Genomic DNA, 18874 nt, shown 5'->3' on the forward strand with positions numbered 1-18874 from the left:
GAACACTCGATGCGACTGACCGTTCTGGGAAGCGCCGGCAGTTTCCCTGGCCCCGAATCCCCCTGCTCGGCCTATCTCGTCGAGGCCGACGGCTTCCGGCTCCTGGTCGACTTCGGTTCGGGGTCGCTGTCCAGCCTTCAGCGGTACGCGGGGTTGCACGCCCCGGACGCGATCCTGCTGACCCACCTGCACTGCGACCACATGTTCGACGCCGTGCTGTACGTGGTGGTGCGCCGTTGGGCCCCGGACGGCCCCTACCCGGCGCTGCCGGTGTACGCGCCCGCCGGCGCGCCGGACCGGCTCAGCGCCGCGTACGGCGAGGACAGTTCGGTGGAGGACGTGTACCAGTTCTACGCGCTGCAGCCGGGCACCTTCCCGATCGGCCCGTTCAGCGTCACCGTCGACCGGGTCAACCATCCCGTCGAGACGTACGGCGTGCGGCTGGAGCACGACGGCCGTTCGCTGTGCTACTCGTCGGACACCGCGCCCTGTGAGGCGCTGCTGCGGCTGGCCCAGAACGCCGACGTGTTCCTCTGCGAGGCCAGTTACCTCGATGGTGTGGACAATCCGCCGGATCTGCACCTGACCGGTCGGGAGGCCGGTGAGGCGGCGACCAAGGCCGCCGTGGGCCGGCTGTTGCTCACCCACCTGGTGCCCGCCTGGGGCAGCGAGGCGCACACGCTGGAGTCGGCCGCCTCCGCGTACACCGGGCCGCTCGAAGTGGTCCGGCCCGGGGCCAGTTACGACGTCTGACGCGCCGAGTCCCGGTTCGCGGGGCCGGGCCGCGGTGTTGTGCCGAACTGTTCGCCGGCCGGTCAGCGGACGGTCGTCTGACGCACCCGTGGCACCCGCACGGTGTGGGCATGCGGATCGCCATCGTGACCGAGTCGTTCCCACCGGACGTGAACGGCGTCGCGCACTCCGTGGTGCGCACGGCGGAGCACCTGCTCGACCGGGGCCACGAGCCGGTCGTCATCGCGCCCGCCCCACCCGGTGCCAGCCGGCAGAACATCGACCGACTGCCGTACCCGGTGGTGCGCATCCCCAGCGTGCCGCTGCCCCGATACCAGGGTTTCCGGTTGGGCGTGCCGACCACCACCCGGCTGACCGGGGCGTTGCTGTCGGCTCAGCCGGACGTGGTCCACCTGGCCAGTCCGTTCGTCCTCGGCGCACGGGCGGCCACCCTGGCCAGCCGGCACGGGCTGCCCATGGTGGCGGTGTACCAGACCGATGTGGCCGCGTACGCGCGGGCGTACCGGGTGAGCTGGGGTGAGGCGGCGGCCTGGCGGCGGATCCGGGAGATCCACAACTCGGCGCAGCGCACCCTCGCCCCGTCCACCCGGGCGGCGGCCGACCTGATCGCCAACGGGGTGCAGCGGATCTGGCTGTGGCGTCGTGGCGTGGACGCCGTGCGCTTCGACCCGGCCAAACGGTGTGCGGCACTGCGGGAGCGGCTGGCACCCAACGGTGAGCTGCTGATCGGCTACGTCGGCCGGCTCGCCCCGGAGAAGCGGGTGGAGTTGTTGGCGGCGACGTCGCGGCTGCCCGGTGTGCGGGTGGTGGTGGCCGGCGACGGCCCGGCCCGCCGGCAGTTGGCCCGGGAGCTGCCCGGGGTGACCTTCCTCGGCGTGCAGCAGGGTGAGGACCTGGCCCGGCTCTACGCGAGCCTGGACGTGTTCGTGCACACCGGACCGCACGAGACCTTCGGCCAGACCATCCAGGAGGCGTTGGCCTCCGGGGTGCCGGTGGTGGCACCGGCCAGCGGCGGCCCGGTCGACCTGGTCGACGAGGGCGTGACCGGGTCGCTGGTGCCGCCGAACGACGGCGACGCCCTCGCCGCGGCGGTGGCCGGCCTTGCCGGCGACGCGGACCGGCGGCGGGCCTACGGGCTGGCCGCCCGGGTCGCGGTCAGTCGCCGAAGCTGGTCGGCCGTCGGCGACGAGTTGGTCGGCCACTACCACGCGGTACGCGCCGTGGCCGCCACCACCGCCGGCCTCCCGGCCGCCTCGTGACCGGGGGCACTGACGGTCTGCGGATCGTGCGGCTCGCCAACTTCGTGACCGCACGCTCCGGCGGTCTGCGTACCGCGCTGCGACACCTGGGCGAGGGCTACCGGGCGGCGGGACACGATCCGGTGCTGGTGGTACCCGGCCGGCACGCCTCCGACGACTCGTACCCGTGGGGGCGGGTGATCACAGTGCCCGGCCCGGAGATGCCGGGCAGCGGCGGTTACCGGATGCTCGCCGGCCGGCGTCGGCTGGCCCGGCTCCTCGCCGACCTCACCCCGGACCGGTTGGAGGTGTCCGACCGCTCGTCGCTGCGCTGGACGGGCCGGTGGGCGCGGGCGCACGGGGTGCCGTCGGTGATGGTGTCGCACGAGTCGCTGACCGGCCTGCTCGGCCAGTGGGGTGTGCCGCACACGCTGCGCCGGTCGATCGCCGACCGGCTCAACCGGGCGACCAGCCAGGCGTACGACCGGATCGTCTGCACGACCCGGTGGGCCGCCGAGGAGTTCGACCGGATCGGCGCCGGCAACGTCGACCTGGTGCCGCTCGGGGTGGACCTGGACACCTTCTCCCCGGACCGGGTCGACCCGCGGCTGCGCGCGCGGTACGCCGACCCGGGTGAGCTGCTGGTGGTGCACTGCGCCCGGCTGTCCCCGGAGAAGCGGCCGGAGCTGGCCGTGCAGGCCCTCGCCGAGCTGCGTCGGGCCGGCGTACCGGCGGTGCTGGTGATGGCCGGGGACGGCCCGCTGCGCGGCACCCTCGCCCGTCGGGCGCAAGGGTTGCCGGTCACGTTCACCGGCTTCCTCCCGGACCGTGCCGCGGTGGCGGCGTTGCTCGCGAGCGCCGATGTCGTACTGGCGCCCGGCCCGGTGGAGACCTTCGGCCTCGCCGGGCTGGAGGCGTTGGCCTGCGGCACCCCGGTCGTCGTCAACGCGGCCAGCGCACTACCCGAGGTGGTCGGCGCCGCCGGCCTGGCCGCGTACGGCTCGGGGGAGTCGATGGCCGCGGCGGTGACCCGCCTGGCGGCCCGCCCGGAGGCGCAGCGGCGACTGGCCGCTCGGGCGCGGGCCGAGGAGTTCGGGTGGCCGGCCGCCGTCGCCGGGTTCCTCCGGGTGCACGACGCGACCGCGCTCGTGGGCACCCCGAGCGAGGTGGATCCCCGCACCGCATAGGGTGCAGTCATGGCGCGACCTGACGGGCGAGGGCCCTCTCAACTTCGACCGGTGACCCTGACCCGAGGCTGGAGCACCCATCCGGAGGGCTCGGTGCTCGTCGAGTTCGGCGGCACCCGGGTGCTCTGCACGGCGAGCGTCACCGAGGGGGTGCCCCGCTGGCGTAAGGGCTCCGGGCTCGGCTGGGTGACCGCCGAGTACGCGATGCTGCCCCGGGCCACCAACACCCGCTCCGACCGGGAGAGCGTCAAGGGTCGGGTCGGTGGTCGTACCCACGAGATCTCCCGGTTGATCGGCCGCAGCCTGCGGGCCAGCATCGACCTCAAGGCGCTCGGTGAGAACTCGATCGTGCTCGACTGCGACGTGCTCCAGGCCGACGGTGGCACCCGCACCGCGGCGATCACCGGCGCGTACGTCGCCCTGCACGACGCCGTGGGCTGGCTCGCCGCGCGGAAGGCGCTGGCCGGTAAGCCGGAGAAGGTGATGCACCGGTCGGTAGCGGCGGTCAGCGTCGGGATCATCGCCGGCGAGGCACGTCTCGACCTCTGCTACGAGGAGGACGTCGCCGCCGAGGTGGACATGAACGTGGTGTGCACCGGCGCGGGTGACTTCGTCGAGGTGCAGGGCACCGGTGAGGCGGGCGTGTTCGCCCGGGACCAGCTCGACAGCCTGCTCGACCTGGCCGTCGCGGGTTGCACCGAACTGGCCGAAGCCCAGCGGAAGGCACTTTCCTCCCCGTGAGCGCGAGGAGTGAGCTTGCGAGCCCCGCAGTCGCGAACAAAGGTGATTCAGCATGAACAAGGTCCTGCTCGCCACCCGCAACCGGAAGAAGCTGGTGGAGCTTCAGCGGATCCTGGACGGCGCGCTCGGCGCGCACCGGATCGCCCTGCTCGGGCTGGACGACGTCGAGCAGTACACGGAGCTGCCGGAGACCGGCCTGACCTTCGGTGAGAACGCACTGATCAAGGCGCGGGAGGGGTGCCGGCAGACCGGTCTGCCGACCATCGCCGACGACTCCGGGCTCGCGGTGGACGCGCTCAACGGGATGCCGGGGGTGTTCAGCGCCCGCTGGTCCGGACAGCACGGCGACGACCAGGCCAACCTTCAGTTGGTGCTGAACCAGATCGCCGACGTGCCGGACGAGCAGCGGGCAGCCTCGTTCGTCTGCACTGTGGCGCTGGTGCTGCCCGGCGGCAAGGAACACCTGGTCGACGGCCGGCAGTCCGGGCAGGTGCTGCGCGCTCCGCGCGGCGACGGCGGGTTCGGCTACGACCCGATCTTCCTGGGTGACGGGCAGGACCGGACCAACGCCGAGCTGACGCCGGCCGAGAAGGACGCGATCAGCCACCGTGGCAAGGCGCTGCGCGAGCTGGCCAAGCTGGTCGCGAAGGTGCTGCCGCCCGCCAGCTGACGGGCGCGAGGTGCTGCCGCCCGCCAGCTGACCCGTGGCGGACGGCAGCGCCCGGCCTGGGTCAGCCCAGCGGGCCGACCTCCCGTTCGATGGCCGCGCGCAACTCCGGTCCGGCGACGACGGCACGGGCCGCCTCCATCACCGGGGCGAGGAACACGTCCGGGCCGGGCTCGCCGGCCGCCGGGCCGAGCGCGGTGACGGCGGCCCGTCCGGCCGGTGACGGCTCCAGCGGTGCGCGCAGTTGCAGACCGCGTACGCCGGCCAGCAGCTCCACCGCGAGCAGGCTGGTCAGGTTGTCCAGCACGCTGCGCAGCTTCTTCGCCGCCGCCCAGCCCATCGAGACGTGGTCCTCCTGCATGCCGCTGGTGGGCAGGGAGTCCACCGAGGCAGGGGCGGCCAGGCGACGGTTCTCGGCGACGATGCCGGCCGCCGTGTACTGGGCGATCATCAGCCCGGAGTTGACCCCGGCGTCGGGGGAGAGGAACGCCGGCAGTTCCCGGGAGCGGGTGACGTCGAGCAGCCGGTCCACCCGCCGTTCAGCGATCGCGCCCACCTCGGCGGCGGCGATGGCGAGGAAGTCCGCGGCGAAGCCGAGCGGCGCGCCGTGGAAGTTGCCCGTCGACTCGACCCGGCCGTCCGGCAGCACGACCGGGTTGTCCACCACCGACACCAGTTCCCGCGCGGCGACGGTGCGGACGAAGTCCAGGGTGTCGCGGGCCGCGCCGGCCACCTGCGGGGCGCAGCGCATCGAGTACGCGTCCTGCACGGCGTGTGCCAGGTCGTCGCGGTGCGAGTCCATCACCCGGGAGTCCTGCAGCAGTCGATGGATGTTCGCCGCCGAGGCGGCCTGACCGGGGTGCGGCCGGATCGCGTGCAGCTCGGGCAGGAACGGCCGCTCGGAGCCCAGCATCGCCTCGATGGCCAGCGCGGCCGTCACGTCGGCCATGGCGAACAGGTGCGCCGCGTCGTTGATCGCCAACAGCAGCATGCCGAGCATGCCGTCGGTGCCGTTGATCAGCGCCAGCCCTTCCTTGGCGGCCAGCTCGATCGGTTTGAGCCCGGCGGCGGTCAACGCGTCGGCCGCGTCCTGCCGCTCACCGGCCGGGCCGAGGACCCAGCCCTCACCCAGCAGCGCCAGCGCGCAGTGCGCCAGCGGCGCCAGGTCACCGGAGGCGCCCAGCGAGCCGTGCTCGGGCACCCACGGGGTGATGTCGTGGTTGAGCAGGTCGACCAGGGCCTCGGCGACCACCGGCCGGACCCCGGAGCGGCCCAGGGCGAGGGACCGGACCCGCAGCAGCATCATCGCCCGGACCACCTCGCGCGGCATCGGGGCACCCACCCCGGCGGCGTGCGACCGGATCAGCGCGTGTTGCAGCTCGGCCCGCCGCTGCGGGGCGATGAAGGTGTTGGCCAGCGCCCCGAACCCGGTGGAGACCCCGTAGACGGGGCGGCCGGACGACTCGATCCCGTCCACGATGGCCCGACTGGTCGCCATCGCGTCGATGGTGGCCGGGTCGAGGACGACCTTGGCGGTGCCGCGCGCCACGCTGAGCACGTCGTCGGCGGAAATTCCGGTGGGCTGGATGGTCACGGTCGTCATTGCGGCACTCCGTTGAGCAGGACCTGGCGGATCAGGGGGACACCGGGCCGGTAGGCCAGGTGCAGGTACGACGGCGCGTCCAGGACGATCAGGTCCGCCCGCGCGCCGGGGGTGAGGACGCCGATGTCGTCGCGGCGCAGCGCCCGCGCGCCGCCGGCGGTGGCGGCCCAGACCGCCTCCGCCGGGGTCATCCGCATCTCGCGGACCGCGAGGGCGACGCAGAACGGCATCGAGGAGGTGTACGACGAGCCCGGGTTGCAGTCCGTCGCCAACGCCACTGTGACACCGGCGTCGAGCAGCCGACGCGCGTCCGGGTAGGGCGAGCGGGTGGAGAACTCGGCACCGGGCAGCAGGGTGGCCACCGTGCGGGTGCCCGACCCGTCGCTGTGGGCGGTGTCGGCGAGCGCGTCGATGTCGGCGTCGCTGAGGTGGGTGCAGTGGTCGACGCTCGCCGCGCCCAGCTCGACGCCGAGCTGAACGCCGGGGCCGGGGCCGAGCTGGTTGGCGTGCAGCCGGACGCCCAGCCCGGCAGCCTGCCCGCAGGCCAGGATGGCGCGGGCGTGGTCGACGTCGAAGGCGCCCCGCTCGCAGAACACGTCGATCCACTTCGCGTACGGGGCGGCGGCGGCCAACATCGGTCCGCAGACCAGCCCCACGTAGTCGTCGGGGCGGTCGGCGTACTCGGTGGGCACCACGTGCGCGCCCAGGAAGGTGGTCTCGCTGCTGCTCTCGGCGGCGATCCGCAGCGAGCGGGCCTCGTCGGCGACGGTCAGCCCGTACCCACTCTTGATCTCCATGGTCGTGGTGCCCTGGCGCAGCGCCTCCCCGCGCAGCCGGCGCACGGTGGCCCGGAGTTCGTTGTCGGTGGCGGCCCGGGTCGCACCGACAGTGGTCCGGATGCCGCCGCCGGTGTACGGCTGCCCGGCCATCCGGGCGGCGAACTCGGCGGACCGGTCCCCGGCGAAGACCAGGTGGGCGTGGCTGTCCACGAAGCCGGGCAGCACCGCGGCCCCACCGGCGTCGATCCGCCGGTCGGCGGCCGGGGCGTACGCGGACGGCCCGACCCAGGCCACCCGCCCCTCCTCGATCAGCACGGCGGCGTCGCGGCGGATGCCGAGCGGGCCGTTACCGGGACTGTTGGTGACCAACTCCCCGATGTCGTCGACCAGCAGACTGCTCATGTCGGGTTCACCGCCTCGATCGCCGCCGACAACTCGGCCGGCACGTCCACGCTCAGGTGTCGACCCTCGGCCACCACCACCCGGCCGTCCACCACGACCCGCTCGACGTCTGCCGCGCCGGCCGCGAAGAAGGCGCCCACCGGCGGTACCCCGGCGGTGCGGGCGCTGTCCAGGCGTACCGTCACCAGGTCGGCACGCCCGCCCACCGTGATCCTCCCGGCGTCGGCCCAGCCCAGCGCGGCGTGCCCGGCGACGCTGGCCGCGGTCAGCAGGTCGAGCGGCGCGAAGTGGCCGCGCCGACGGGTGCGCAGCCGCTCGTCCAACTCCACCGCCCGGGCCTCCTCGAACAGGTCGACCACCGCGTGACTGTCGCTGCCCAGGCTGAGCCGGATCCCCGCCTCGGCCATCAGCCGGGCCGGGCCGATCCCGTCGGCGAGGTCCCGCTCGGTGGTCGGGCAGAGGCACACGCCGGTCCGGCTGTCGGCGAGCAGGGTGAGGTCGGCGCTGGTCGGGTGGGTGGCGTGCACGGCTGTGGTGTTCGGCCCGAGCACGCCGTGCTCGCCGAGCAGCGCGGTCGGCGAACGCCCGTGCACCGCCCGGCACTCGTCGTTCTCGGCCGGCTGCTCGGAGAGGTGCACGTGCAGCGGCGACTGCCGCTCCCCGGCCCACTCGGCGATCGTGCGGAGCTGGTCGGCCGGGACCGCGCGCACCGAGTGCACGGCCGCGCCGACCCGGACGTGGGGGTCCGTCGGCTGGAACGCCCCGGCCCGCTGCGTCCAGCGGGCCGCGTCCCCGTCGCCGAAGCGGCGCTGCGGTCCGGCCAGGGCCTGCCCGTCCACGGTGGAGGTCAGGTAGCAGGTGTCCAGCAGGGTCAGCCGGATCCCGGCGTGCGCGGCGGCCTCGACCAGCGCGGCGCCCATCTCGTTCGGGTCGTCGTACGCGCCGCCGTCGGGCCGGTGGTGCAGGTAGTGGAACTCGCCCACGCAGGTGACCCCGGCGAGCGCCATCTCCGCGTAGACCGCGCGGGCCAGGGCCAGGTAGGTGTCCGGGTCCAGCCGGTCCGCGACGCCGTACATCTGGTCCCGCCAGGTCCAGAAGTCTCCCCGGCCGCCGTGGGTGCGCCCGCGCAGCGCCCGGTGGAAGGCGTGCGAGTGCGCGTTGGCCAGCCCGGGCAGGGTCAGTCCGGGCAGTGCCACGGCGTCCGCGTACACGTCGACGCCGGAGGGCGGCCGGCTCCCGGGGGTCAGCGGCGTCACCCCGGTGATCCGCCCCCCGTCGGTCTCGATCAGCACGTCGGGCGTGGGCTCGGCGTGCTCGGGCAGCCAGGCGTACTCCGCCAGCCAGCGGGTGGTGGTCATGCCGCTCGCCTCCTTTGGAGCTGAATCGTCTGTGACATCAGCGGCAGCACCGGTGTCGGGTCTCGGTGTGATTCGTTTGCGACATCAGCTCCAAAGGACGACACCACCAGAGGTCGACCCCCGCCGTGTCGGCGCCGCCGCACCTCGCCTACCGGCATGTCAGCTCCTCCAGCGCCCGGGCCAGCGCCCGGACCCCGGCGGCGCAGTCGTCGTCGGTCGCCGTCTCGGCGGGGGAGTGCGACACCCCGGTCGGGTTGCGCACGAAGAGCATCGCGGTGGGCAGGTGCCCGGCGAGCACCCCGGCGTCGTGCCCCGCACCGGTGGGCAGCACCGGCGCGTCCAGCAGTGTGGCGAGGCGCTTGGCCAGCCCACCGTCGAAGGCGACCAGCGGAGTCGCCGACTCCTCGGTGACCGTCACCGCCGTACCGTCGCGGCGGGCCCGTTCGGCGAGCTTGCCGCGTACCGCGTCGACCAGGCCGGCGAGGGTCTCCGGGTCGGCGGCGCGGGCGTCCAGCCAACCGGTCACCGTGGACGGGATCGCGTTTGTGGCGTTGGGTTCGACGGCGACCCGTCCCACTGTGGCGTGTGCCCCCCGCAGCCGGGCCTCCTTGTTCGCCGCCAGCACGGTGAACGCGTAGGTGAGCATCGGGTCGCGGCGGTCGGCCATCCGGGTCGTACCCGCGTGGTTGCCCTCGCCGACCACGTCGAAGCGCCACCGGCCGTGCGGCCAGATCGCACTGGCCACCGCGACCGGCGCGTCGCTGTCGACCAGCGCGCGGCCCTGCTCGACGTGCAGCTCGACGAACGCGCCGATCCGGCCCAGCAACTCCGGGCGGGCGCCCGCCGGCCGGTCGCCCAGCGCCTCGGCGAAGCTCACCCCGGCCGCGTCGCGCAGGCCGGCCGCGCGCTCGGGTGACAGCGCCCCGGTGAGCAGCCGAGACCCCAGGCAGGGTACGCCGAAACGCGCCCCCTCCTCCTCGACGAACGCACCCAGCACCAGCGGCCGGTCCGGGGTGACCCCGGCGGCGCGTAGTTCGTCCACGGCGAGGAAGGCGCTGACGATGCCGAGTGGCCCGTCGTACGCCCCGCCGTGCGGCACCGAGTCGAAGTGGCTGCCGGTCAGCACGGCGTCGGCGCCCTCGGGGTCACCCCAGTGCGCGAAGAGGTTGCCGTTGCCGTCCTCGGTGACCGGCATCGCACGCCGTTCGGCCTGCGCCCGGAACCAGCCCCGTAGTTCCAGCTCCGGCGCGGTCAACGCGTACCGCAGATAGCCGCCACTGTCGGCGTCCCGCCCGATCGGCGCGATCTCGTCCCACAAAGCCCGGAACCGGGCGGAGAGGTCGCCGCTCACGAGTCGGCGCCCTCGGTCATCGGGATGCGGACTCCGGTGCGCTCGGCGACCTCGCGGGCACTGTCGTAGCCGGCGTCGACGTGTCGGATCACGCCCATCGCCGGGTCGTTGGTGAGCACCCGCTCGATCTTCTGACCGGCCAGGGCGGTGCCGTCGGCCACGCAGACCTGCCCGGCGTGGATCGACCGGCCGATGCCGACGCCACCGCCGTGGTGGATGGACACCCAGGACGCGCCGCTGGCGGTGTTGACCAGGGCGTTGAGCAGCGGCCAGTCGGCGATGGCGTCGGAGCCGTCGGCCATCCCCTCGGTCTCCCGGTACGGGCTGGCGACGCTGCCGGTGTCCAGGTGGTCCCGGCCGATCACCACCGGCGCGGAGAGTTCGCCGGAGGCGACCATGTCGTTGAACCGAACGCCTGCCTTGTCCCGCTCGCCCTGGCCGAGCCAGCAGATCCGGGCGGGCAGGCCCTGGAAGGCGACCCGCTCACCGGCCAGCTTGATCCAACGGGCCAACGACTCGTTCTCCGGGAACAGCTCCAGGATGGCCCGGTCGGTGGCGGCGATGTCCGCCGGGTCACCGGAGAGCGCCGCCCACCGGAACGGGCCCCTGCCCTCGCAGAACAACGGCCGGATGTACGCCGGCACGAAGCCGGGGAAGTCGAAGGCCCGCTGGTAGCCGCCGAGCTGCGCCTCGCCCCGGATCGAGTTGCCGTAGTCGAACACCTCGGCGCCGGCGTCGAGGAAGCCGACCATCGCCTCGACGTGCTTCGCCATCGACGCCCTGGCCCGGTCGGTGAACTCGGCCGGCTTCGCCGCGGCGTAGTCCCGTGCCTCGGCCAGCTCGACCCCCACCGGCAGGTACGCCAACGGGTCGTGCGCGCTGGTCTGGTCGGTCACGATGTCGATCCCGATGCCCCGGTTGAGCAGCTCGGGGAAGACCTCGGCGGCGTTGCCGACCACCCCGACGCTCAGGGCCCGACGGTCCCGCTTCGCCGCGAGCACCCGCTCGACCGCGTCGTCCAACGAGTCGGCGACCTCGTCCAGGTAGCGGTCGTGCACCCGACGGTCCAGCCGGGTGCGGTCCACGTCCACGATCAGGCAGACGCCGCCGTTCATGGTGACCGCGAGCGGCTGCGCGCCGCCCATCCCGCCGCAGCCGGCGGTCAGCGTGAGGGTGCCGGCGAGGGTGCCCCCGAACCGTTTGGCTGCCACCGCCGCGAACGTCTCGTAGGTGCCCTGGAGGATGCCCTGGGTGCCGATGTAGATCCACGAGCCGGCCGTCATCTGCCCGTACATGGTCAGGCCGAGCTGTTCGAGGCGACGGAACTCCGGCCAGGTCGCCCAGTCGCCGACCAGATTGGAGTTGGCCAGCAGCACCCGGGGCGCCCACTCGTGGGTACGCATCACCCCGACCGGGCGGCCCGACTGCACCAGCATCGTCTCGTCCTCGCGCAGGTCGGTGAGCGTACGGACCAACGCGTGGTACGACGGCCAGTCCCGCGCCGCCTTCCCGGTGCCGCCGTAGACCACCAGGTCGTCGGGACGCTCGGCCACCTCGGGATCGAGGTTGTTCATCAACATTCGCAGAGCGGCCTCCTGCTGCCACCCTCGGGTGGTGAGCTGGCTGCCCCGTGCGGCACGGATGGGCTTGGTCATCTCTGCTTCTCCTCCGGTCATCCGAGGAACAACTGTCGGCGGGCCGCAGAGGCTTCGAACGCCTCCAGTCGGCGCTGGGTGTCGGCCGGCGCGGCGTCGCAGATCGCCTGCAACAGCACCATGGCCAGGGTCATCGGTGCGGTGTGCAGGTCGAACACGAGCCGCGCGCCGACCGCGGCGGGCAGCACCACATGGGCGTACTCGGTGGCCGGGCTGACCGGTGAGTCGGTGATCGCCACCACGGTCAGCCCGGCGGCGCGCGCGTCGCGCAGCGCGTCCAGGGTCTCCCGGGGATAGCGGGGCAGGACGAAGGCGAGCAGCGCGGACGCTCCGGCCTCGGCAGCCTGCTCCAGCCGGTCGGTGAGCAGACTGCCGCCGTCGTCGAGCACCCGTACGTCCGGGTGCACCTTGGCCGCGAAGTAGGCGAAGTACGCGGCCAGCGGCGCGGCAGCACGCAGGCCGAGCACCGGCAGCGGGCGGCTCTCGGCGAGCAGCCGCCCGGTCTCGGCGAGCCGGTCCCGGTCGGCGAGTTGACCGGCCAGCCGGTTCAGGTTGCCCATCTCGGCGCGTACCGCCTGCTGGAGTTCGTTGCCGGCGTCCGCCGGCCCGCCGGGTGTCCCGGCGGTCAGGTCGCGCAGCCGGCGGCGCAGCGCCGGGTAACCGTCGTGCCCGAGCGCGACGGCGAACCGGGTGACCGACGGCTGACTGACCCCGGCGAGATCGGCGACCTCGGCGGCGGACAGGTACGCCACGGCGGGGGCGTGCTGCACGAGGCAGTGCGCGATCCGGCGCTGGGTGGGGGTGAGCCGCACCCCCTGGAACAGGTCGAGCACCCGGTCAGCGGGTGCCTCGACAGCTCCTTCATTCATGAGCTGACTCTATGCATAGAAACTTTCACGAAGCAAGCAGTGGCCTGCTCATCGAAGCGGGCCAACCGGGGCCGGTCCGGCTGGACGACGGTCGGTACTATCCGCACGGCGGTTCAACGGAGGAGTGCGCATGCAGCCGGAAGGCCCCTACAGGTTCACCCACGCGCTCGGCGGGTCACCAGTGGGGAAGGCGTGGGCAGCGATCGACGAGCAGGGCCGGTTCGTCACGGTGGCGGTGCTCGACGCCACCGTCGCCGCCACGGCCGGCTGGCGCGAGGCGTTCTCCGGAGCCGCCGACCTGCTGGCCCAGTCGGCCGACCCGACGCCCTACACGTACGCCGACTTCTCCGCCGCCGCACCCTGGGTGGCCTACTCGGCGGAGGTCGGCCCCGGCGCGGAGAAGCTGTTCCGGGCCCTCGGCGTCGACTACACCCCCGCCCCGACGAGCGCCCCACCGACCTCCGCGCCACCGTCGTCCGCCCCACCGATCTCCGCCCCACCGTCGGTGTCCGCGCCTCCCGTGTCGGCCCCGCCGCAGCCCGTCTCCGGTGGACCGCCGGCCCCGTGGGCCGTGCAGGCCGCGCCGATCCCGAGCCAACTGGTGTCCGCCGCCCCGCACCCGGTCTCCGGCGCACCCACCTCACCGGGCGCGGTGACCTCGGCGCCGCCGGCGGTCCCGATGCCGACGAGTGGGCCGGGCGGCGACGCGTTCTCCTCACCGGTCCGCCGCATCGCGCCGTCCGCGCCGAAGCCCCAGCGGACCGGTCTCTGGATCGGGATCGCCGCGTTGGTCCTGGTGGTGCTCGCCGGTGCCGGCGGCCTGGCGCTCTGGAAGGGCTCGGGCGACAACGACACCCCGACGGTGACTGCGTCCGGCAGCAGCCTCGGCTCGCCGCCTCTGCCGACGGCGCCGCCGCAGGCGCCCGGCATCGAGCCGCCGAAGCCCGGAGCATGGCCGACCCAGTGGCCGAAGTACAACGAGCGGGATGAGGTGCAGACCCTGACCGACCTCGACGGGGTCGGCTTCCCGGTCAAGCTTCCGATGGACTGGAAGTGTGCCCTCGCGGCCCGCGCCGACGGCTTCATCAAGTACAACTGCGGGAACAATGCGCCGGGCGAGCAGATGATCGGTGGCGAGTTGATCGTGCGAAGCTGCCCTGCGCCGTGCAACGAGCAGTGGCAGGTCGCGATGCGCGCGGTCGAGGAGGCATGGGGCGCGCAGTGGGTTCGCAGCGGCCAGCACGCGGCCTACGCCGAGCAGATCATCGAGGCCAACGGCACGAAGCGGCACGGGCTGGTCGTCGTCGCCTACGTCCGCAGCGGCGAGGCCGGCACGATCGACCGGCAGGTGGTGGTCCGGATGACCTCGCCGGTGGAGGGCGCGTACCTGCTGCGGCGCTTCGCCAGCTACATCCGGGATGTCACCGTCTTCTGAGCGCGCCCGCGGAGTCCGCCACCCTGGTTCGTCCGAATCTCTGTCGCAGCGAGTGTGACCGGTGACCCGGTCGCCTGAGGGGAAAGTCAGTGAGCCTCACTTCGTCCACACCCGACGCGGGTCTGCGGCCCCTGGCCGACCGGTCGGTCGCTCTGATCCACGAGTGGTTCGGTGCGACCGGCGGCTCGGAGCAGGTCTTTCTGAGCATGGCCGACGTGGTGCCACACGCGGATCGCTTCGTCCTGTGGAAGGACGACGATGCCACTGTGGACCAGGGCATCCACGAGTCCTGGATGGCCAAGACGCCGCTGCGGCGCAGCAAGGCCCTTGCGCTCCCGCTGATGCCGCTGACGTGGCGAACGCTGACCCGTAAGAAGTACGAGTTCGTCATCTCGTCGAGCCACGCCTTCGCGCACACCGTCAAGATCGGCGACCCGGACGAGACCCGGCACCTGAGTTACGTGCACTCGCCAGCTCGCTATGTCTGGAGCCCCGAACTGGACCAGCGGGGTGCGAACGCCGTGCTCGCACCGATGCGCGCGGTGCTGCAGGCCGGCGACAAGCGGCTGAGCCGGCACGTGCACAGCTACGCGGCGAACTCCATGGAGGTCCAGGCACGGATCCGCCGATTCTGGGGCCGCGACGCACGGGTGATCAACCCTCCGGTGGAGGTGGAGTACTTCGGCGCGGCTCCGCAGGAGGTACGCAACCAGGAACGCCGCTACCTGCTGGGCGTGGGCCGGTGGATCCCGTACAAGAACTTCGACCTGATGATCGAGATCGCCGCCGCGGCGCGGCTGCCGCTGGTGATCGCCGGCGGTGGCCCGGAGGAGGAGAACCTGCGTCGGCTGGCCGCCCGAGCTGACGTGCCGGTGGAGTTCGAGTTCCGGCCGACCACAGAGCGGCTCCGCGAGCTGTACTGGGGTGCCGTGGCACTGCTCTACCCGGCACTCGAGGACTTCGGCATGATTCCGGTGGAGGCGCAGGCCTGCGGCACCCCGGTGGTGGGCTGGGCTCGCGGCGGCTTGTTGGAGACCGTGGTCACCGGCCAGACCGGGTTCCTGTTGAACGAGACCGACCCGGCTGCCTACGTGGACCCGATTCGCCAGGCGGCGTTGCTGCCCCCGTCCGGGCCGATGGCGAACGCCCAACGGTTCACGCCGCAGGCCTTCCAGGCGAACATCGCCACCTGGTTGACGGACGAGGCATAGCCGCCCGGCCAGCCCTGTTGGCAGGAAGACCCCAGGTCTTGGCTTCACCTGCCGGCTCCCTTAATCTTGCGCCGGGTCTGAGTGGCGCTGCGAGCTGGAGATGATTTTATGGTGACGGCGTCAATGCCGGAGCAGGCCCGATTCGGCGAGGCTCCCCTGCCGAACGTGCTGATGTTGGGAACGGCCGAGTGGGATTCGCCGATCGCGACGAACCAGCACTACGTCGCGCGGGAGCTGTCGAGGAGCGCGAACATCACCTTCGTCGAGTCGCTGGGTCTGCGCCGGCCCAAGCTGCGCCGCGACGACGTGGTCCGGATGGCCAGCCGGGTCAGGCGGGCCATCGGCGAGCAGACGGAGACTCCGGCCCACCGGCCGCGACCGGACAACGCGCAGATCGTGTCGCCCCTCGTGCTGCCGGTGCATCGCGCTCCGACGCTGCCGCTGAACCGGGCGTTGCTCAGGCGTGCCACCGGCGACTGGCTCCGCAGTCCGCACCCGCGTGTGCTGTGGACGTTCACCCCGGTCACGTACGGCCTGGAGGCGTCGGCGGACGTCGTCATCTACCACTGCGTGGACCTCCTGGCGACCTTCCCGGGCGTGGACGGTGTCGCCGTGGGCCGGGGGGAGAAGTCGCTGTCGTCGCGTACCTCCGTTGCCATCGCCACCAGTCAGGCGGTGCACGAGCACCTCGTCGCCGCCGGGTTCCCCAGGGTCGAGCTGCTGCAGAACGTGGCGGACGTGTCGGTCTTCACAGCGGCCAGCCGCCCCGCGGCCGAGCGTCGTCCCGCCGTTCTCTTCTCCGGCAACCTCACCGTCCACAAGCTGGACATGCCGATTCTCGAAGCGGTCGCCACCGCGGTACGTGGTCGCGGCGAGCTGCTGCTGGCGGGTCCACTGGCAGCCGGTGGCGGCAGCTTCGACGCGGAGCTGCGGCGTCTTGAGGAACTCGGGGCGCGCCATCTCGGTGTCCTCACGCCCGCGCAGCTCGCCGAGGTGGCGGGTACCTGCGCGGTGGGGCTCATCCCGTACTCGATCAACGACTACACCCGGGGTGTCAGCCCGCTGAAGTGTTTCGAGTACCTGTCCTCCGGTCTGTCCGTCGTGAGCACCGGGCTTCCGTCGGTGACGGAGCTGGCGCGCACCAATCCGCACGTGACGATGGCCGCGGGGGACGACTTCGCCCGGCGCGTGGCGGAGCTGCTCGAACCGGTCTCCGACGCCGTGCTGACCGATCGGATGACGAGTGCTGCGGAGAATGGCTGGGAGGGCCGTGGCGCGGTGCTGCGGGAACTCCTGCAAACCGAACTGACCCGCGCACGTTAGCGGGCGATGGGCAATGATCACCGGCCGCTACGCGGTCGAACACGGGGGAATCGGGTGGTGCCGGTATGAGCCGGGTACTTGTCGTGAGCGTCGAGCCGCCCTGGCCGGCGCACCACGGAGGGCGGATACGGACCGCCCGGGTCGCCGAGGCGCTGAGCGAACAGGTCGAGGTGCTGGTCACGTTCCCCGACCACGGCAACCGCGAGGCGGATCCGCCCGTCGCGACCCGTCCGCTGCCCTGGTCGCCGCCATCGGCGGTCCGCACCCGAGCTTCCGGTCGCCCGCACCTGGGTGGGCATTACATGATGCCCATCGCCGAATCCCTGGACGCGCTCTGCGCTGACTTCCGGCCCGACGCCGTGTACTGGTCACACTCCTATCTGGCCGCGTGGGCGCCCCCGGCGTCCCGCCGGGTGCCGCAGATCGTCGAGTTCGCCAACATCGAGAGTCAACGGCTCCAGACCCTGGTGACCTCGGCCCAGGGCTGGCAGCGGATGGCCCGTCGCGCCGAGGCGACCAAGGCCGGCTTCTGGGAGCCTCGGGTCGCGGCCCAGGCGGAGGTCTGTGTCGCGCTCGCACAACCGGACCTGGACGTCCTGAGCAAGTGGGCCCGGCAGGTCATCCTCGCCCCCAACGGCGTCGACATCTGGCCCTACCAACCGTCACCGTGGGACGGGTACGTGCTCGCCCTGGCGTCGTACGACTACGAGCCGAACGTGACGGCGCTGCGGGCGCTGGTGCGGGACGTCTGGCCCCTCGTGCACGCCGAGTCCCCCGAGACCCGACTGGTGGTCGCCGGCCGGCGGAGTGAGGCACTGGCCCCGGAGTTCGCCGACGTTCCCGGGCTCACCGTCCTCGGCACCCTCGACGACGTGGCGCAGGCGTACGCGGGTGCCGCGGTGACTGTCGCGCCCGCCACCACGGGCGGCGGCTCGCAACTCAAACTGACCGAGTCGATGTCGCGTGGACGTTCCGTCGTGATGAGTCCATTCGCCGCCCAGGGCCTGCCCGACGCGCTGCGGGGCGCCGACGCCTACTGGTCGGCGGACCATCCGCAGTCCTTCGCGAGGGCGGTGGTCGACGCGGTACGCGACCTGCCCACCCGACACACGCGGGAACTCACCGGATGGCAACGCTGCGAAGCCCTCGGCTGGTCCCGGACGGTTGCCGAGGTCGTTGACTCCGTCACCGCCCTCGCCAGGCGAAAGGCGGCCCGATGATTCGGCGGGTGCATCTCATCGAGTCCGGTGGTCGGGGTGGAGTCTTCAACCACACCGTCGAGGTGGCTGCCGGCCTGGTGGCACTCGGTGTGGACGTGGTCGTCCACACCGCCGACGACTGCGACGCCGCTCCCGCCGCGGTCCGCCTCTGCCGGTGCGTCAGCTGGCACCGCGCGTCGTCCAGCCGGGTGGTCCGGCAGGCTCGGACGTCGGCGCGTTATGTCGTCCGGACCCTGCCCCACCTCCACCGCGCCATCGACCCGCAGGACGTCGTCCACATCCAGGGCATGTTCGCGCTGACCCCGGAGCTGGTGTCGGTGGCCCGCCGTCGCGCCGCCACTGTCGTCACCAGCCCACACAACACCTTCGTCCGGTCGAACGCTCCCGGCGGCGGACGCGCCCTGCGCAGCGCGATCGAGGGCTCCGACCGGGTCCTCGTCTACTCCGACGCCGACCGGCGGCTGCTGCTCGACCGGGGAGTGCCGAACGTCGCGCAGGTTCCTCTGGTGCAGTGGACGCCGCCCGCCGATCCGGCACGGGTCCGACACTGGCGGGCCGAGCTCGACCCGGATGGTGGCCGGCTCGCCCTGCTACCTGGTCAGGTCCGTTCCGACAAGAACCCTGAGCTGTTCGTCCAGGCGATGGCCGGTCTGCCCGGCTGGCGAGGTGCGGTGGTCGGCGAGGACCTGGGACCGGGCACACAGGTGGACTCGCTGGTCGCGCAGACCGGAGCGGCGGTGGTGACCGACTACCGCTACCTGGACGTCGACGATTTCACCGCGCTGGTCGCCGCGGCCGACGTCGTCGTCGCGCCGTATCAGATCGCCAGCCAGTCCGGTGTCCTCGCGGTGGCGGCCCGGTTGGGTGTGCCGACCGCTGTCGCGCCGTGCGGAGGGCTGGGCGAACTGGCCACCGCCGTCGCGCGTGACACCAGCGTCGAGGCGGTACGGGACGCCATCGTCGCCGCGTACGACACCGGGGCTCAGCCGCTCGACACGGCCGACGCCGCCGGGCGTTACCTCCACGAATACACCGTCGCTCAGGAGAGCCGGACCGATGGCCGGACCCGTGTCGGCTGAGAA

The 18874-nt window shown here is 72.8% G+C and carries 16 protein-coding genes; 10 read left to right on the forward strand and 6 right to left on the reverse strand.

From position 1 onward, the window contains the following. Positions 1–9 precede the first annotated feature (9 nt). From O7614_RS07360 to rdgB, 5 genes are all read left to right on the forward strand, one after another. Positions 10–753: an MBL fold metallo-hydrolase gene (locus tag O7614_RS07360; RefSeq protein ID WP_196921334.1), complete on the forward strand. Its 744-nt coding sequence runs from the start codon at positions 10–12 to the stop codon at positions 751–753. 110 nt (positions 754–863) lie between these two features. Next, entirely contained in the window at positions 864–2012 is a 1149-nt protein-coding gene (locus tag O7614_RS07365; RefSeq protein ID WP_278137719.1) for a glycosyltransferase family 1 protein, read from the forward strand. Next, on the forward strand, positions 2009–3178 hold the full coding sequence (locus O7614_RS07370; protein ID WP_278137720.1) for a glycosyltransferase: 1170 nt from the start codon (positions 2009–2011) through the stop codon (positions 3176–3178). The genes O7614_RS07365 and O7614_RS07370 overlap by 4 nt, the downstream gene beginning before the upstream one ends. A gap of 9 nt (positions 3179–3187) precedes the next feature. After that, complete coding sequence (gene rph, locus O7614_RS07375) at positions 3188–3919, forward strand: ribonuclease PH (protein ID WP_278137721.1); 732 nt, start codon at positions 3188–3190, stop codon at positions 3917–3919. A gap of 52 nt (positions 3920–3971) precedes the next feature. After that, on the forward strand, positions 3972–4589 hold the full coding sequence (gene rdgB / locus O7614_RS07380) for an RdgB/HAM1 family non-canonical purine NTP pyrophosphatase (RefSeq protein WP_278137722.1): 618 nt from the start codon (positions 3972–3974) through the stop codon (positions 4587–4589). 61 nt (positions 4590–4650) lie between these two features. Here rdgB and hutH read toward each other — a convergent pair whose 3' ends face one another. The 6 genes from hutH to O7614_RS07410 form a co-directional block, all read right to left on the reverse strand. Further along, the gene (hutH, locus tag O7614_RS07385) at positions 4651–6189 is read right to left on the reverse strand and encodes a histidine ammonia-lyase (RefSeq protein ID WP_278137723.1); all 1539 of its coding nucleotides are present in this window, start codon (positions 6187–6189) and stop codon (positions 4651–4653) included. Continuing rightward, positions 6186–7370, reverse strand: coding sequence for an imidazolonepropionase (gene hutI, locus O7614_RS07390; protein ID WP_278137724.1), 1185 nt, complete (start codon positions 7368–7370; stop codon positions 6186–6188). The genes hutH and hutI overlap by 4 nt, the downstream gene beginning before the upstream one ends. After that, a complete protein-coding gene (locus tag O7614_RS07395; protein ID WP_278137725.1) occupies positions 7367–8728 on the reverse strand; it encodes a formimidoylglutamate deiminase in 1362 nt (453 codons plus the stop codon). The genes hutI and O7614_RS07395 overlap by 4 nt, the downstream gene beginning before the upstream one ends. A gap of 148 nt (positions 8729–8876) precedes the next feature. Next, positions 8877–10079 (reverse strand): allantoate amidohydrolase, encoded by a 1203-nt coding sequence (locus tag O7614_RS07400; protein WP_278137726.1) that lies wholly within the window; start codon positions 10077–10079, stop codon positions 8877–8879. Next, complete coding sequence (gene hutU / locus O7614_RS07405; RefSeq protein ID WP_278137727.1) at positions 10076–11734, reverse strand: urocanate hydratase; 1659 nt, start codon at positions 11732–11734, stop codon at positions 10076–10078. The genes O7614_RS07400 and hutU overlap by 4 nt, the downstream gene beginning before the upstream one ends. Positions 11735–11751: 17 nt before the next feature. Further along, the gene (locus O7614_RS07410; protein ID WP_278137728.1) at positions 11752–12603 is read right to left on the reverse strand and encodes a MurR/RpiR family transcriptional regulator; all 852 of its coding nucleotides are present in this window, start codon (positions 12601–12603) and stop codon (positions 11752–11754) included. A 130-nt stretch (positions 12604–12733) separates the two neighbouring features. On the opposite strand from O7614_RS07410, the gene O7614_RS07415 reads away from it, so the two are divergent. From O7614_RS07415 to O7614_RS07435, 5 genes are all read left to right on the forward strand, one after another. After that, positions 12734–14038, forward strand: a complete 1305-nt coding sequence (locus O7614_RS07415; protein ID WP_278137729.1) for a hypothetical protein — start codon at positions 12734–12736, stop codon at positions 14036–14038. An 89-nt stretch (positions 14039–14127) separates the two neighbouring features. Then, positions 14128–15249 carry a glycosyltransferase gene (locus tag O7614_RS07420; RefSeq protein ID WP_278137730.1) on the forward strand — a complete coding sequence of 374 codons (1122 nt, stop codon included), beginning with the start codon at positions 14128–14130 and terminating at the stop codon, positions 15247–15249. A 108-nt stretch (positions 15250–15357) separates the two neighbouring features. Then, entirely contained in the window at positions 15358–16572 is a 1215-nt protein-coding gene (locus O7614_RS07425) for a glycosyltransferase (protein WP_278137731.1), read from the forward strand. 65 nt (positions 16573–16637) lie between these two features. Further along, positions 16638–17792 carry a glycosyltransferase gene (locus O7614_RS07430; protein ID WP_278137732.1) on the forward strand — a complete coding sequence of 385 codons (1155 nt, stop codon included), beginning with the start codon at positions 16638–16640 and terminating at the stop codon, positions 17790–17792. A gap of 8 nt (positions 17793–17800) precedes the next feature. Further along, a complete protein-coding gene (locus O7614_RS07435; RefSeq protein ID WP_278137733.1) occupies positions 17801–18871 on the forward strand; it encodes a glycosyltransferase in 1071 nt (356 codons plus the stop codon). The last annotated feature ends 3 nt before the right edge of the window (positions 18872–18874 follow it).

It is taken from the genome of Micromonospora sp. WMMD961 (assembly GCF_029626145.1).
Lineage (GTDB): Bacteria > Actinomycetota > Actinomycetes > Mycobacteriales > Micromonosporaceae > Micromonospora.